The 16,319-nt window shown below is 42.7% G+C and carries 14 protein-coding genes, 1 pseudogene and 1 other annotated feature; of the genes and pseudogenes, 14 read left to right on the top strand and 1 reads right to left on the bottom strand.

Annotated features, from left to right (window positions below; genetic code table 11):
* The 14 genes and pseudogenes from polA (at position 1) to ACSLGF_RS07615 (ending at position 15,203) form a co-directional block, all read left to right on the top strand.
* Positions 1-2,640: a DNA polymerase I gene (gene polA / locus ACSLGF_RS07680; protein ID WP_456004029.1), complete on the top strand. Its 2,640-nt coding sequence runs from the start codon at positions 1-3 to the stop codon at positions 2,638-2,640.
* Between the two features lie 26 nt (positions 2,641-2,666).
* A complete protein-coding gene (gene mutM, locus ACSLGF_RS07675) occupies positions 2,667-3,500 on the top strand; it encodes a DNA-formamidopyrimidine glycosylase (protein WP_456004027.1) in 834 nt (277 codons plus the stop codon).
* A 173-nt stretch (positions 3,501-3,673) separates the two neighbouring features.
* Complete coding sequence (gene ytaF, locus ACSLGF_RS07670) at positions 3,674-4,306, top strand: sporulation membrane protein YtaF (protein ID WP_456004025.1); 633 nt, start codon at positions 3,674-3,676, stop codon at positions 4,304-4,306.
* 13 nt (positions 4,307-4,319) lie between these two features.
* Entirely contained in the window at positions 4,320-4,925 is a 606-nt protein-coding gene (gene coaE, locus ACSLGF_RS07665) for a dephospho-CoA kinase (RefSeq protein ID WP_456004023.1), read from the top strand.
* Between the two features lie 171 nt (positions 4,926-5,096).
* The gene (locus tag ACSLGF_RS07660) at positions 5,097-6,119 is read left to right on the top strand and encodes a glyceraldehyde-3-phosphate dehydrogenase (RefSeq protein WP_099726907.1); all 1,023 of its coding nucleotides are present in this window, start codon (positions 5,097-5,099) and stop codon (positions 6,117-6,119) included.
* A gap of 234 nt (positions 6,120-6,353) precedes the next feature.
* Positions 6,354-6,734 (top strand): adenosylmethionine decarboxylase, encoded by a 381-nt coding sequence (speD, locus tag ACSLGF_RS07655; RefSeq protein WP_456004021.1) that lies wholly within the window; start codon positions 6,354-6,356, stop codon positions 6,732-6,734.
* A 184-nt stretch (positions 6,735-6,918) separates the two neighbouring features.
* Positions 6,919-7,305 (top strand): cytosolic protein, encoded by a 387-nt coding sequence (locus ACSLGF_RS07650; protein WP_456004019.1) that lies wholly within the window; start codon positions 6,919-6,921, stop codon positions 7,303-7,305.
* A gap of 4 nt (positions 7,306-7,309) precedes the next feature.
* Positions 7,310-7,768 (top strand): transcriptional regulator NrdR, encoded by a 459-nt coding sequence (gene nrdR, locus ACSLGF_RS07645; RefSeq protein ID WP_003216720.1) that lies wholly within the window; start codon positions 7,310-7,312, stop codon positions 7,766-7,768.
* 101 nt (positions 7,769-7,869) lie between these two features.
* Positions 7,870-9,294, top strand: a complete 1,425-nt coding sequence (locus tag ACSLGF_RS07640) for a replication initiation and membrane attachment family protein (RefSeq protein WP_456004017.1) — start codon at positions 7,870-7,872, stop codon at positions 9,292-9,294.
* A 17-nt stretch (positions 9,295-9,311) separates the two neighbouring features.
* On the top strand, positions 9,312-10,241 hold the full coding sequence (gene dnaI, locus ACSLGF_RS07635; protein ID WP_456004015.1) for a primosomal protein DnaI: 930 nt from the start codon (positions 9,312-9,314) through the stop codon (positions 10,239-10,241).
* 33 nt (positions 10,242-10,274) lie between these two features.
* Positions 10,275-10,913 carry a TVP38/TMEM64 family protein gene (locus tag ACSLGF_RS07630; protein WP_456004013.1) on the top strand — a complete coding sequence of 213 codons (639 nt, stop codon included), beginning with the start codon at positions 10,275-10,277 and terminating at the stop codon, positions 10,911-10,913.
* A 60-nt stretch (positions 10,914-10,973) separates the two neighbouring features.
* On the top strand, positions 10,974-11,843 hold the full coding sequence (gene ytxC, locus ACSLGF_RS07625) for a putative sporulation protein YtxC (RefSeq protein WP_456004012.1): 870 nt from the start codon (positions 10,974-10,976) through the stop codon (positions 11,841-11,843).
* 43 nt (positions 11,844-11,886) lie between these two features.
* Positions 11,887-12,135, top strand: a binding site (T-box leader).
* A 45-nt stretch (positions 12,136-12,180) separates the two neighbouring features.
* The gene (gene thrS / locus ACSLGF_RS07620) at positions 12,181-14,121 is read left to right on the top strand and encodes a threonine--tRNA ligase (RefSeq protein WP_456004010.1); all 1,941 of its coding nucleotides are present in this window, start codon (positions 12,181-12,183) and stop codon (positions 14,119-14,121) included.
* Between the two features lie 166 nt (positions 14,122-14,287).
* Positions 14,288-15,203 (top strand): annotated as a pseudogene (locus ACSLGF_RS07615) (methyl-accepting chemotaxis protein).
* A gap of 211 nt (positions 15,204-15,414) precedes the next feature.
* Here the strand turns inward: ACSLGF_RS07615 and ACSLGF_RS07610 are convergent.
* The gene (locus tag ACSLGF_RS07610; protein WP_456004008.1) at positions 15,415-16,194 is read right to left on the bottom strand and encodes an HAD family hydrolase; all 780 of its coding nucleotides are present in this window, start codon (positions 16,192-16,194) and stop codon (positions 15,415-15,417) included.
* Positions 16,195-16,319: the final 125 nt, after the last annotated feature.

Here is a 16,319-nt window from a genome sequence, read left to right as displayed (position 1 = left end):
ATGACAGACAAAAAGAAATTAGTACTAGTGGATGGAAACAGTCTCGCTTATCGAGCCTTTTTTGCTTTGCCGCTATTATCAAATGATAAAGGCGTACATACAAATGCCATTTATGGCTTTGCGATGATCCTCATGAAGATGCTGGAGGACGAGAAGCCGACCCATATGCTCGTCGCTTTTGATGCGGGAAAAACAACGTTCCGTCACGAGACATTTAAAGAATATAAAGGCGGAAGACAAAAAACGCCGCCAGAGCTATCAGAACAAATGCCGTTCATTCGTGAACTATTAGATGCCTATCACGTGAAAAGGTACGAGCTTCCTCAATATGAGGCAGATGATATTATCGGTACATTAGCTGTGGAGGCAGAAAAAGACGGCTTTGAAGTCAAAGTCTTCTCAGGAGATAAAGACTTAACGCAGCTTTCGACTGATCATACGACGGTGGCTATTACGAAAAAAGGCATCACAGAAGTAGAATACTACACTCCGGCTCATATTGAGGAAAAATATGGCCTGCGCCCAGATCAAATCATCGATATGAAAGGGCTGATGGGCGATTCCTCAGATAATATTCCAGGGGTGCCGGGTGTGGGTGAAAAAACAGCGATTAAATTGTTAAAGCAGTTTGAAACGGTTGAAAACCTGCTTGAACATATTGACGAGGTTAGCGGCAAAAAGCTAAAAGAAAAGCTTGAAGAACATAAAGAACAAGCTTTGATGAGTAAAAAGCTGGCGACAATTCATGTAGAAGCACCACTTGATGTGTCGAGCAAAGATCTCGCTTATGAAGGCCCTCACATGGATCAAGTGATTTCCCTTTATAAAGAACTAGGCTTTCAAACACTGCTAGAGCGTCTAGGAGAAGCACCAGAAACTGGTGAACAGGTCGAAGTAGAAGCGTTAGAAGTGAAAAAGGTGACAGATGTAACGGATGATATGCTGACAGATCATGCTGCGCTTGTGGTAGAACAGCTAGGAGATAATTATCACGAAGCGGATTTGATCGGTTTTGCAATCCATAATGAAAACGGTGCGTTTTTTATGACAAAAGAAAATGCACTCGAATCAGACGCGTTTAAACAATGGGTACAGGATGAAACGAAGAAAAAATGGGTCTTTGATTCAAAAAGAGCAGTTGTCGCCCTCAGATGGCATGATGTCGATCTAAAAGGTGTCGATTACGATGTCCTGCTCGCTTCATATGTCGTCAACCCGCAGAAATCATACGAGGACGTGGCAAGTGTGGCGAAGGAGTATGGTCTGAATATTGCCCTCTCTGATGAAAAAGTGTACGGAAAAGGTGCAAAGCAGGCGATTCCACCTGAAGATGAGCTAAAAGATCATCTTGGACGGAAAGCAGCGGCGATCTTTGCCCTGCATGATCTAACACTTGAAGAGTTAGAAAAAAATGATCAGCATGAACTGTATGAAGATTTAGAGCTGCCGCTTGCACTCATCTTGGGTGAAATGGAATCTCTTGGGGTAAAGGTGGATATTGAGCGCCTAGAGAAGATGCGTGAAGAATTAACGAAAAAGCTCAAGGAATATGAAGAAACCATTCACCGTTTAGCGGGAGAAACGTTTAACATCAATTCGCCTAAACAGCTTGGTGTGATTTTATTTGAAAAATTAGGTCTGCCGATGATCAAGAAGACTAAAACAGGCTACTCCACGTCTGCGGATGTTCTTGAAAAGCTTGAAGACAAGCACGAAATTATTCGGTCGATTCTGCATTACCGCCAAATTGGAAAGCTGCAATCGACCTACGTAGAAGGCTTAATGAAAGTAACGCACAAGGATACCCATAAAGTTCATACAAGATTTAATCAGGCGCTCACGCAAACAGGAAGATTAAGCTCAACGGATCCAAACCTTCAAAATATCCCGATTCGTTTAGAAGAAGGCCGGAAGATTCGTCAAGCGTTCGTTCCATCAAAAGAAGGGTGGCTCATGTTTGCAGCTGACTATTCTCAAATCGAGCTGCGTGTACTCGCTCATATTTCTCAAGATGAGAACTTGATCGAAGCCTTTACGCAAGATATGGATATTCATACAAAAACAGCCATGGATGTGTTCCATGTATCAGAAGAAGAAGTAACCTCCTCTATGAGAAGACAGGCCAAGGCTGTGAACTTCGGAATCGTTTATGGAATTAGTGACTATGGACTTTCTCAAAACCTTGGAATTACAAGAAAAGAAGCATCGGCATTTATTGAACGCTATTTAACAAGCTTTAAAGGCGTGAAAACATATATGGAAGAGGTCGTGCAGGAAGCAAAACAAAAAGGCTACGTCACGACGCTTCTAAAACGCAGAAGATATATACCGGATATCACAAGCCGTAATTTTAATATCAAAAGCTTTGCAGAAAGAACGGCGATGAATACACCGATTCAAGGCAGTGCTGCAGATATTATTAAAAAAGCAATGATTGATATGGCGCGAAAGTTAAAAGAAGAGAACTTGCAGGCAAACCTTTTATTGCAGGTGCACGATGAACTGATCTTCGAAGCGCCAAAAGAAGAAATCGCCATACTAGAAAAAATTGTCCCTGAAGTCATGGAAGACACACTTCAGCTTGATGTGCCGCTAAAAGTTGATTTTGCTTCAGGCCCATCTTGGTATGACGCAAAATAAATAGAGAGAGAAAAGGAGCGAGGAGCATGCCGGAATTACCAGAAGTTGAAACCGTCCGGCGCACTCTCAAGCGGTTAGTCAAAGGAAAAACGATTGAAACGGTCGATATCAAATGGCCAAACATCATCAAACGTCCTGGGGAACCGGAAGAGTTCGCAAGAAGGATGGTAGGAGAAACCATACAAACCATTGAAAGAAGAGGGAAGTTCTTACTCTTTCATTTAGACCACTACGTGATGGTCTCCCATTTAAGGATGGAAGGAAAATACCGCGTACATGAAGCAGATGAGCCTTATGATAAACACGTACACGTCGTCTTTACGTTTACAGATGGTACCGAGCTTCGGTACCATGATGTGCGGAAATTTGGCACAATGCATCTATTTCAGCCAGGTGAAGAGGAAAAAGAACTCCCGCTCTCACAGCTGGGATATGAACCTTTTTCTGAACAGTTCACTCCGGAGCATTTATGGGAGCAATTGAAAAAAACATCCCGCGTGGTCAAAACAGCGTTACTTGATCAAAAGATTGTCGTGGGACTTGGTAATATTTATGTGGATGAAGTCCTTTTTAAATCAGGCATTCATCCAGAAACAAAAGCAAATCAGCTAAGTCTGGAATCCTGCAAAGTGCTTCACAAGCATATTATCGACACACTTCAAGTGGCGGTAGATGCGGGAGGAAGCACGATTCGTTCATATATTAATTCACAAGGCGATATTGGAACATTTCAATTGCAGCTTCTTGTATATGACCGGCGGGGAGAGCCTTGCCAAACATGCGGAAGTATCATTGAGAAAACGGTTGTTGGAGGGCGCGGCACTCATTTTTGTGTGACCTGCCAAAAACGTCCTCAATAAAGGTAAGCCATCAGCATGCTTCCTTTTTGCTATGCATACGATAAAAAACATTCATTTTTCAGCAAGGTGTAGACTGACACACAGCCCACCTGCTCTTCATATAGTGAAGAAGAGTCTAGGACGCCTAGAGACTCTTGATCATCGTTGCATGAACAGAAAGGAAGAGTTCAGGTATGATTTCGATTTCGCTCCTGTTTTTAGCTATTGCAGTCAGCATCGACAGCTTTTCTGTGGGTTTTACGTATGGTCTTCGCAAAATGAGGATTCCATTTAAAGCCATTGTCATTATTGCTTGCTGTTCAGGGATTGTGCTGCTCATTTCCATGCTGATTGGCAGCCTGCTTACGACATTCCTCCCTGTCTCAGTGACAGATAAACTTGGTGGAGGTATTTTGATTGCCATTGGACTTTGGGTTTTGTATCAGTTTTACAAACCAGCGAAAGAGCGTGACTTGCTCCTTCATGAAAAAACGTTGCTTAATGTAGAAGTGCAATCTCTTGGGCTTGTCATCCAAATTTTGCGAAAGCCTACAAGTGCAGATATTGACCGATCTGGGACGATCAATGGAATGGAAGCAGTGCTCCTTGGGATTGCTTTATCTATCGATGCATTTGGTGCAGGGATTGGCGCAGCGATTCTAGGGTTTTCTCCAATTGTGATGAGTATCACGGTAGCAGTGATGAGCTCACTCTTTGTGTGTATCGGGCTGCGTGCCGGACATTATTTGGCAAATTGGCGCTGGATTGATAAGCTCGCATGCTTACCAGGGATGCTGCTTATTTTAATTGGGGTTTGGAAGCTGTAAAGGAGGAAATCAATTGACGCTCGTCATTGGATTAACTGGCGGGATTGCTAGTGGAAAAAGCACAGTCTCGCAGATGATAAAAGAGCAGGGCATCCGGGTGGTGGATGCAGATGTCATTGCAAAAGAAGCTGTTTCTAAAGGGACACCAGCCCTTCATCAAATCGTTCAAACCTTCGGTGAGGATGTCCTCCTGCCAAATGGTGAGCTGAACCGGCAGCAGCTAGGAGCGATCATTTTTTCTGATGAAGAGAAAAGAAAGCAGCTCAATGCCATCGTTCATCCAGAAGTCAGAAAGGAAATGCTCAAGCAGCGAGATGAAGGGATCAATCAGCAAGAAACATTCGTTGTGCTTGATATCCCGCTTTTATTCGAGAGTCAGCTGGAGAGCCTTGTTGACCGCATCATTGTGGTGTATACAACGCCTGAATTGCAGCTATCGCGGCTCATGAATCGAAACGACCTTAGCGAGGAAGAAGCGCTGAATCGTATTCATTCCCAGCAGCCTCTTGAGGAGAAATGTCAAAAAGCAGACCGCGTGATCGAAAACACAAAAGATCTCGCTTTTATGAGAAAACAATTACAGAACATATTAAACGAATGGGAACATACAGATAAGTAAGAGTACATACACGTACTCTTCTTTTTTTATGCTTTTTTCTTATTTCCTTTGAAAAGAACAGCCCTTTTTAGAAAATATACGTTTATATACTGGCAATTACATTCTAATGTGATATACTAATTTCATAAATAAATTATTGAGTATAACACATAATAGAGGAGTGACCTGTTCATGAAGGTAAAAGCAGCGATCAATGGGTTTGGCAGAATTGGACGCATGGTCTTCAGAAAAGCAATGCTTGATGATCAAATTCAAATTGTAGCGGTTAACGCAAGCTATCCTGCCGAAACGCTAGCACATTTAATTAAATATGACACAAATCATGGACGTTACGAATGCGATGTGACAGCAGAAGATGACGCTTTGATTGTGAATGGAAAAAGAGTGCTTTTGCTCAATAACAGAGACCCAAAGCAGCTTCCATGGGGAGAGCTTGGGATTGATATCGTCATAGAAGCAACGGGTAAATTTAATTCAAAAGATCAAGCGATGGGCCATATAGATGCCGGAGCGAAAAAAGTCATTTTAACAGCTCCAGGTAAAAATGAAGACATCACGATTGTGATGGGTGTGAATGAGGATGATCTTGATCCTGAAAAGCATGTCATTATTTCAAACGCATCTTGTACAACAAACTGTTTAGCTCCAGTTGTCAAGCTGTTAGATGATGAATTTGGCATCGAGAACGGCTTAATGACAACGGTTCATGCGTATACAAATGATCAAAAAAATATCGACAACCCGCATAAGGATCTGCGCCGGGCGAGAGCGTGTGCTCAGTCCATCATTCCAACAACGACGGGTGCCGCTAAAGCGCTTTCTTTAGTGCTTCCGCACATGAAAGGGAAATTACATGGACTTGCGCTTCGCGTGCCAGTCTCAAATGTGTCGATGGTTGATCTTGTGGTCGACTTGAAAAAAGATGTGACAGCAGAAGAGGTAAATGCAGCCTTCTCAAATGCATCAAAAACATCTCTTGCCGGCATTTTAGATTACACGGATGAACCGCTTGTCTCCACAGACTTTAACACAAATCCTTATTCAGCTGTCGTTGATGGACTCACAACGATGGTGATGGAAGATAGAAAAGTGAAAGTCCTTGCATGGTATGACAATGAATGGGGCTATTCATGTAGAGTGGTAGATCTTGTCAAGTATGTTGGCTCACAGATGAAAGAGCTGTCTGCTGTTTGAAATGAAGAAGACGAACGTCCCTTTTCAAGAAATGAGAGAAAATCCCACTAAAAACACAGCTTGCAAAATGGGTCTAAACAAAGTATACTATTTTTCGTGAACTTCTTGTTCGCAGACTCATTCGGGTATACTTAAAGGGTTAGGACCTCTTAGGACTAACTTTCCCCCGTGGTATATGTCCGGTCCGGCTGCTTAGAACTTCACTCTTTCATTCTTGTTTAAGGGGGGTCCATGATGGAAACAATCGGACGTCACGTTATCTCCGAGCTATGGGGATGCGACTGTGATAAACTGAACGACATGGATTTTATTGAAAAAACGTTTGTAAATGCAGCTTTGAAATCAGGAGCTGAGGTAAGAGAGGTTGCTTTTCACAAATTTGCACCTCAAGGAGTAAGTGGAGTTGTCATTATTTCTGAATCTCATCTGACAATTCACAGCTTTCCTGAACATGGTTATGCGAGCATAGATGTCTATACTTGCGGCGACCTAGATCCGAATATCGCAGCAGATCATATCGGAGATGAACTAGGTGCTGAAACAAGAGAGAACATCGAAATTCCTCGAGGCATGGGACCTGTACAAGTGAAACAGGCACAAGCCGAAGCACTGTAAACATAAAAAAGATTGCAATGGGAGCTGGCCAAAAGCATTGAATGCCTTTGTGTTATGCTCCTTTTTATATTTGTTTCATATACAACATCCAACATTCCCAAACTTGTCTATACTTTTGTTCTAGGAAAACAAAGGTTTTTTTTATAAAATAAAGAAGAGGCGTAAAGGCAAAGGGGATATGTGTATGACTTTAGGACAAAAGTTCAAACGATTGATTTCAAACCATACGGAAACATCTGACCATCATCCGGTGTCAGAGCTGAAAAGCCGTTACTACAAATCGACAAATGCAAAAGTTTTTCAAGCGGTGGAAGTCCTTCTTTCCCGAAACGATTCCTATCAAGTGACATCTGTTTCAGCAGAACGAGGTGAAATCAGCGCAGACATACGAATGCCGAAAAAAGCCTTTCTCGTGGCGACTGTCATTTCAATTCGTCCTTTTGAAACAGCTGTCGATTTTAACGTGACAACAGAAACGGCCCTGCCAACAGATTTTGGCTACAGTCAAAAGACCGTTTTGTCCCTTTATGAAGAACTAGACAAACAACTTCCAAGAATAGATCGGAGCTGATGAAATGAAATGTCCCACATGTCAGCACCTTGGCACAAGGGTGCTTGATTCAAGACCAGTAGATGAAGGGAAATCCATCCGTCGTAGAAGAGAGTGCGAAAGCTGCCAATATCGCTTTACGACGTTTGAAAAATTAGAAGAATTACCGCTTATTGTAGTGAAAAAAGAAGGTATACGAGAAGAATTCAGCCGGGAAAAGATGCTGAGAGGACTCATCAAAGCGTGTGAAAAGCGTCCTGTCGCTTTAAAACAGCTGGAAGATGTTTGCTTTAACATCGAAAAAGAATTGCGTAATCAAGGCATGTCAGAAGTAAAAAGTGAGCTTGTTGGTGAAATGGTGATGGACGAGCTGGCGAAAATTGATGAAGTGTCTTACGTCAGGTTTGCTTCGGTTTACCGGCAGTTTAAAGACATCAATGTATTTATTGACGAATTAAAAGATTTATTAAAGAAAGAACGCTAAAAAAGAGCTGAAGATTCTTCATGCTCTTTTTCCTGCGTAAAGCGTAAAACGCAAAAAGAGTGTACAATGGAAACAATCGTATTCAGGGGGAGGATCAGCATATGACAGAGCATTGGAAGGAAGTGCTAGCCGTCGATCCGTATGTCGTCAAAAGCGCTTCATTGCTCGGTGACATCGATAGACAGCTCATCACTCTTTTATATCAGCCGCTAATTGGCATGTCCGCTTTCAGCTTATACATGACGCTGTGGGGAGAGCTGGAACAAAATCGTATGTGGGGAAAGCCCGCACCTCATCGGCAGCTCATGGTCATGCTGCAAACGAATTTAAATGAGATTTTTGAGGAACGTTTAAAACTTGAAGCGATCGGATTACTCCGCACATATGAACAGGAAACGGAAGAGGGCAGACTGTTTACATATGAGCTCGTGCCGCCGCTAAGGCCTGATGAGTTTTTCCAAGACGGTATGCTGAATGTCCTTTTGTACCATCGTGTAGAAAAAGCAAAATATATGCAGCTTCGTGATTATTTTTCTTATCCAGGTGTTCCTGCAGAAGCGAAGAACATTTCACGTTCGTTTGAAGAAGTCTTTCACGTATTGCAGCCAGGCGAACGCAAGATGACAGAAGAAATCAATCAGGCATCATCGCTTGATCATGGCTATGAATATGTGACAGTTGGATCTAGTCAGCCGGCACCGCTCTCAGACGAATCCTTTGATTTTGATCTGTTGTTAGCGGGCATGTCTGACATGATGATTCCAAGAAAGGCTTTGACAAAGCAGGTGAAAGAGACGATTAAGAAGTTAGCTGTTGTATACGGCATCACCCCGCTGCAAATGCAAAATATTGTAGCTGGCGCCTGTGGTTCGGATCAAATGATCTCAACAGAAGAGCTAAGAAAAGCAGCAAGAGACTGGTATCAAATTGAATACAGAGGCGAACAGCCGAAACTGATTGATCAAAAACAGCCAAGACATTTACGTCACGATGCCTCAAAGCCGCCGCCGGCAGATACACCTGATGCCAAATTGATTGAAAAGCTAGATCATATTTCGCCCAGGGAGCTTCTAAAAGATATGGCAGATGGCATTGAGCCAACGTATGCTGACTTAAGAATTGTCGAAGATATCATGCTCGAGCAGCAGCTAGAGCCAGGTGTCATGAACGTTCTGATCTACTATACACTGCTGAAAACAGATATGAAGCTGTCCAAAACGTATATGCAAAAAATCGCTGCCCATTGGGTGAGAAAGAAAATTAAAACCGTTAAGGCGGCCATGAAAATGGCAAAAGAAGAGAACAGGCAAATGACTGAGTGGGCGCAGCAGAAAAAGCAGCGAAGCACATATGGATCAGGAAAAGTCGTCCGCGAGGAGAAACTGCCTGACTGGATGAAAGAAACTGAAACGAAAGAACAGCCGGCAAAAGAACAAGCGGACAGTCTGTCTACAGAGGATCTTGAACGAGAAAAAGAAAAACTGTTAGATCAGTTTAAAAATATGAAAAAATACAATGCACATTAATGTGAGGTGAGATGGAGATGAAACCGATCGGTCGTTCATTTGAACAGCTAAAAGGACGAGTAGATTTTCGCGTGAGATACAATCAGATTAAAGAAAGTGTGTTAGCTGATGAAGATGTAAAAGCCTTTTTAAAGGAGCATCAAGAAGAGATACAAGAAGACATGATCAATCGCAGCTTGAATCGGCTCTTTGAATATGTGCAGCAATCGAAAGGCTGCTCTTACTGCTTAGAGGAAGAGAACGTAAATGCCATTTTAGATGGGTATCATCCGAAGCTTGTGATCAAAGGGCAGAGTATTGATATTGAATATTCCCCTTGTCCAGTAAAGCTGCGTCTCGATAGACAGAAAAAACAGCAAGAGCTCATGAAAAGCATGTACATTCCGCAGAATGTTCTTCAAGCAACGTTCGCTGATCTGAACGTCACGGGAAGACAAGAGGTCATCCAAAAAGTAGGCCAATTCCTGCAAAGCTATGATGAGACTGGTAAAGGGAAAGGCTTGTATTTACACGGGAAGTTTGGGGTAGGCAAAACGTTTATTCTAGCAGCGATTGCGCAGCAGCTAGCGGAAAAAGAATACCCATCTCTCCTTGTATACGTGCCTGAATTTGTGAGAGAGTTAAAAAATTCTTTAGCCGATCATACACTGGAAGAGAAGCTGAATATGGTCAAATCAACACCTATCTTAATGCTTGATGATATTGGGGCAGAGTCGATGACAAGCTGGGTACGAGATGAACTGCTAGGAACGATCTTACAATATCGTATGGCCGAACAGCTGCCAACTTTCTTCTCTTCTAATTTCTCACCGAGTGAACTAAAGCATCACTTTACGTACTCACAGCGCGGAGAAAAAGAAGAGGTCAAAGCAGCTCGTTTAATGGAACGGATTCTCTATTTAGCAGAGCCAGTCGTACTTGAAGGAGAAAATCGCCGTCATTTATAAAAAAGTACGTCACATGAAGGAGGAGCTGATGAGATGAACAAAAGAAAATGGCTGCTTTTTCTCGTGATTGGCATTCTCGTTGCTACGCTATGGTGGCTGAATAAGCAGCATCTTCAGCTGGCGCCGAAAGATGTGAAGAATTGGATACTTCAATTTGGGATGCTGGCTCCCTTTGTTTTTCTTTTCTTATCACTTTTTCGCCCGTTTGTTCTTGTTCCTCTCACTGTCTTTTCGCTGGCAGCAGGTTTGGCATTCGGCAGTGTCCTTGGGACCGTTTATGCCCTCGTCGGTGCTACCGCTGGCGCAACAGGCTCATTTTGGCTTGCTTCAACCTTCCGTTCAAAGCAGAATGAAACGAATGCAAGCAGCCGGAAGCTGAAATCAGTGACGTCCCGCATTCAGGAGCATGGGTTTCTTTATATTTTGTTATTGCGTATTGCGCCTATTCATTTTGATTTTGTCAGCTATGCGGCAGCAGCTTCACATGCTCAATATCGTGCGTTTGCTGCAGCGACCTTTTTAGGCCTAATACCGGGTACGGTTGCGTTAAATGTCCTCGGGTCAAGCTTTGTTAGCGGCAATTATGCCGCCTTAGCGATTGTTTGTTTGATTTATCTGACCTTTATCTCAGTTCCACTGATTTTAAAAAGAAAGATGCCTGATTTATTTTAGGCGTCTATTTTTTATGTTCTCCCCATATATATGTAACAGATGTCGTTAGGGGGGACAAACATGCTTGAAATAATCTTTGAAGATGAATATGATACCGCCGCTTTTTTACATCTTGCTGAACACTTGGACAGTCGGCATCACATTTCAATTCAACAAGGGAAAGACCGGCTTCTCATTGAGGCGAAGGATTCAGAAGAAGCACTTGAGCACATCGTGCGGCCATTACTGGTTCACTTTTTTTTGGAATGCAAAGAAAACGAGCGCATGCGCAGCATCCTTGAAAACACATACTTATTTAAAGATCCCGAAGAGCAGCACCAAATTCTTTCAATCGCCCATAGCATCATGAAAGGAGATATAGATGATATTCCCGGGATTCATCAGGACCCATCAAGGGAAGCCCTGTTAAAAAAGGAGCTTGAGACGATCTCTTTACAGCAAGGTATCTTTTCAATTGGTTCATTTATGACATTTAGGCTGTCAGAGTATGACAGGAGGCTGAAGAATTATGTTGAAGTATCCATTGAAGAATACAAAATGGAACAAGAATATCAAAACTTTATTCAATCACTTCGAGACTATGTGATGGCAAGAAAGCCCAAGCTTGAAAAAGTACATGTTGTGCATCAGGACCGCCTGGTGATTTGGGAATTTCGCTACGCTTCTGAGCGTGATCAAAAACAATACATAGACAGACAGTTTGTAAGAGAGCATCCAATGTATATTGATTCGCAGCTGATTGCACCGCTTGTTTCCATTGCACCGCAAAAGATTGACCTGTTTACAAATGACACAGGTCATTCGATGGTGCAAACCATTCAAAATATTTTTCAAGAAAGGGTCGAGGTGTTCCCGCCTCATTCGTTTGATGAACAAAATGTTCAATTTGTTCATGATCATTTGGAAAAGAAAAGTGAAAAGCTTTCTTGATTTTCACGAAAAAACGTTTTATAATACGGTGTAACTTCATACAGAGACCGTATTGATAAGGACATGAACAAATGAACACCCGCTTAAAGAGAGGGAAGCCGCGGCTGAAAGCTTCCTAGCAGAGGACCATTTGCTTTACCACCTTTGAACATCAGCTGTGAACTTGTTTAGTAATAGCTGACGGGAATTCCCGTTATCGAACCACAAGCCGTATTTGCTTATGAAAAAGCAAGCTGCAAATACGGGAAAAAGGGTGGAACCACGATTCCGTTTATTCAACCTCGTCCCTTTCCAGGGGGCGGGGTTTTTATATTGCCAAAAAAAGGAGTGACCAGAGATGTCAGAACAAATTCAACTTACATTTCCAGATGGAGCAGTCAAGGAGTTTGACAAAACAGCAACAACAGAAGACATCGCGGCATCAATTAGCCCGGGCCTAAAGAAAAAAGCGCTTGCCGGTAAATTGAACGGCAAAGAAATAGATCTTCGTACGCCGCTATTAGAAAGTGGAACAATCGAGATCATCACAGATAAAAGTGATGAAGCACTCGATATTATGCGCCACAGCACAGCGCATTTACTGGCGCAGGCGATTAAACGTATTTATGGAAAAGAGCATCACGTCCAGTTTGGCGTAGGTCCTGTGATCGAAAATGGGTTCTACTACGATGTGGACATTGATGTTGCCATCACACCTGAAGACTTACCAAAGATTGAAAAAGAAATGAAAAAAATCATGAACAGCAATCTGCCGATTGAGCGCATTGAAGTATCAAGAGAAGAAGCGAAAAAACGCTTTGAAGCGATTGGTGATGAATTGAAGCTTGAGCTGTTAGAGGCGATTCCAGAAGGCGAAGCTGTCACCATTTATGAGCAGGGTGAATTCTTTGACTTATGCCGCGGAATTCACTTACCGTCTACAGGGAAAATCAAAGAGTTCAAGCTGCTTAGCCTTGCAGGTGCATACTGGAGAGGCGACAGTAACAATCAAATGCTTCAGCGTATTTACGGGACAGCTTTCTTCAACAAAGAAGATTTAAACGAACACTTACGTCTGCTTGAAGAAGCAAAAGAACGTGATCACCGTAAACTTGGAAAAGAGCTGAAGCTGTTTGCGAACTCTCAAAAGGTTGGTCAAGGTCTTCCGCTCTGGCTGCCAAAAGGGGCAACGATCCGCCGCGTGATTGAGCGTTACATTGTCGATAAGGAAGTGCGCCTTGGTTATGAGCATGTGTATACACCAGTTCTTGCGAGTGTAGAATTGTATAAAACATCAGGCCACTGGGCGCATTATCAAGAAGATATGTTCCCAGTCATGGAAATGGATAACGAAGATCTTGTCCTTCGTCCTATGAACTGCCCGCACCATATGATGATTTACAAAAATGAACCGCATAGCTATCGTGAATTGCCAATTCGTATTGCAGAGCTTGGTACAATGCACCGCTATGAAATGTCAGGCGCCTTATCTGGCCTGCAGCGTGTTCGCGGCATGACATTAAACGATGCACATATCTTTGTGCGTCCAGATCAAATCAAAGACGAGTTCATCCGTACAGTTCGCTTAATTGAAGAAGTGTATCAAGATTTCGGCTTAAATGATTACACATTCCGCTTATCTTACCGTGATCCAGAGGATACAGAGAAGTATTTCGACGATGATGCGATGTGGAATAAAGCACAGTCGATGCTGAAGGATGCAATGGACGAGCTTGGTCATGACTACTATGAAGCAGAAGGCGAAGCGGCATTTTATGGACCGAAGCTTGACGTACAAGTGAAGACAGCTCTTGGAAAAGAAGAGACGTTGTCCACTGTACAGCTTGACTTCTTACTTCCAGAGCGCTTCGATCTCACATATATCGGAGAAGATGGGAAGCATCATCGTCCAGTGGTTATTCATAGAGGGGTCGTCTCCACAATGGAGCGCTTCGTTGCCTTCTTAATTGAAGAATACAAAGGAGCCCTTCCAACATGGCTGGCACCTGTACAATTCCAAGTGATTCCGGTTTCACCATCTGTTCATCTAGACTATGCGAAAAAAGTGCAAGAACGCTTGCAGCTTGAAGGCCTGCGTGTAGAGCTTGACAGTCGTGATGAAAAAATTGGGTACAAAATTAGAGAAGCGCAAATGCAAAAGATCCCATACATGCTTGTTGTTGGGGATCAAGAAGCTGAAAATGGCGCTGTCAATGTAAGAAAATATGGTGAACAAGATTCAGAAACAATGGATCTTGAAGCTTTTGTGAAACATGCAGTAGCAGAAGCGAAAAAATAATCCTTTCAAACGAAGCAGTCAGTGATCTTTTTCCTTGAGATCGCTGGCTTTTTTCTTATGAAAAAATTCTCCACTGGTGATCCAGATGCTTGAATGATACGTTTAGATAGTACAAAAGTATGGGTAAGTATATACTATTGGTTAGAGACAATGGGGAATGAAAGCGATGATTCAAACAACAAACACTGTATCATCACAAGTATTGGAGCAATCAGCTGTTCTTCGTGCATTGGAGCACTCACTTGCAATGATTGAATTTGATGTCACAGGTGAGGTGCTATGGGTGAACGATATTTTTGCAAAAGCTATGAGGTATTCTAAGGAAGAGATGGTTTGTCTAAAGCATAGACAGTTTTGCCCTCCGCATATTGCAGAACACCCAAGTTATCAAATGTTTTGGGAGCGTTTGAAGGAGGGGCAAATCTTTCAGGAAAAAGTGCCGGATCACGAAGCACGGTGACACCTTATGGCTTGAAGCGACGTATACACCTGTTCGCAATGAAGAGGGGAGCGTAGCGGGTGTTGTGAAAGTGGCGACAGATATTACGGAGAGAGAAAATACGATGAAACAGGTCGTAGAAGAGTTAAATGTCTGCAAAATTAATGGAACGAGCAGAAATTGGCATCCAGCATAGTCAAAGTGTCAATGCCTCCTTTGAACATATCGCCAATGAAACAGATCAAAACATGAGCTGACTAGAGGGGTTAACGGAGCAGGTAGAGTCTATTAGTTCAATTGCTACGACCATTAACAGCATTGCTTCCCAAACTCAGCTGCTCGCAGGGTAAATGCGGCCATAGAAGCTGCACATGCGGGTTCCTATGGAAATGGCTTTAGTGTAGTAGCGGCAGAAATTCGAAAGCTTGCGACAGATTCAAAAGAAGCGATCGTAAAGGTGGATCAATATGTGAAGGCGATTCATGCAGAAGTAGAAAAGGTCAGCAGCGGAACGAGCCGGGCAAAGACAAGTGTGTTTACAAACCGCGATCTTGTGAAGCAGGCAAGCGAAGAATTCATCAATGTGGGAGAAGCAGCCCGCGGTTTAGACCAGCAAGCGCAGAGTCTAGCGGCAATTGTTTAGCTGAGGATACAAAAACACCCTATCTCGAAAGGAGAAGGGTGTTTCAGCGTGTAGACAAACCCTCGCATTCTTTGTCAGGTCTGCGCGCCGGTGCTCACGAATGTCAAATTCGCTCCGCTTCGGTGCTCGTCCTTCCTAGACTTCAAAGGTTTTCTATCACGCTGAAAGGAAGACAAAGGGCTAAAATAAACATCATTTTAGCCCTTTGGTTCTACTTTAATATATCAAACAATTCATGTAAGTCTTTGATTTCGTAATCCGGTGTCACATCTGTTTCATTTTTCTTGCCATGGCGATTGATCCAAACGGTTTGGATGCCTGCACGAGATGCCCCGAGAATATCTGTTTTAGGATTATCTCCAACCATGATGACATCGTCTTTTGTTAAGTTTAATAGCTGAAGGCAATGCTCAAAGATGCCAGGGTCAGGCTTGCCTTTCCCGTAATCTCCTGAAATCACAATCTCATTAAAATAAGGCGCAAGCTCCGGTACACCTGCAAGCTTTTCCTTTTGAAGACTAGGGTCACCGTTTGTTAAAAGGAGTAATTCGTAGCTGCCTTTCAGGCGGTCTAAAACAGGATACGTTTCTTCATAGACATACGGGCGTTTTCTGCGTTCTGCTGCAAAGAAATCAGCCAAGTATTGTCCAAATGCCTCATCGTCAATTCCAGCTTCTTTTAAGCCGTTTGTCCAAGCGTTCTTTCGATATTCTGGTGCAAGGGCGTTCAGTTTTTGAAAGCCTTCGCTAATCGGTTCACTAAAATTTGACCACAGTCCTTCGAAAGGATTAATTCCGATCATGACAGTATAATCATATGTTTCATAAGAAGAGTACAGCTTTCTTGCTTCTTCACGTACAATCTGTTCAAACGCTTCTGGATCAAGTCCATATTTCTTTTCTGCTTCCCGGCATGTTTCCTGAAAAGTTGTGTGAATGCTTTTTTCATCCCAAAGCAAAGTATCATCTAAATCGAAAAATACGGCTTTCATGATCTTCTCCCTTGTTATGTATGTAGTTACCTTCAATTGCATGTGACAGGCTCATGTTCATTTTACAATAGAAGTTTTAGAGTTTAAATAGCTGATTTAGTAATAAAAAAGTGCACAAAAAATGT

The organism is Bacillus sp. A015 (assembly GCF_053851875.1).
Note: the sequence above shows the minus strand (reverse complement) of the source record. Positions and strands in the feature narration are given on the sequence as shown.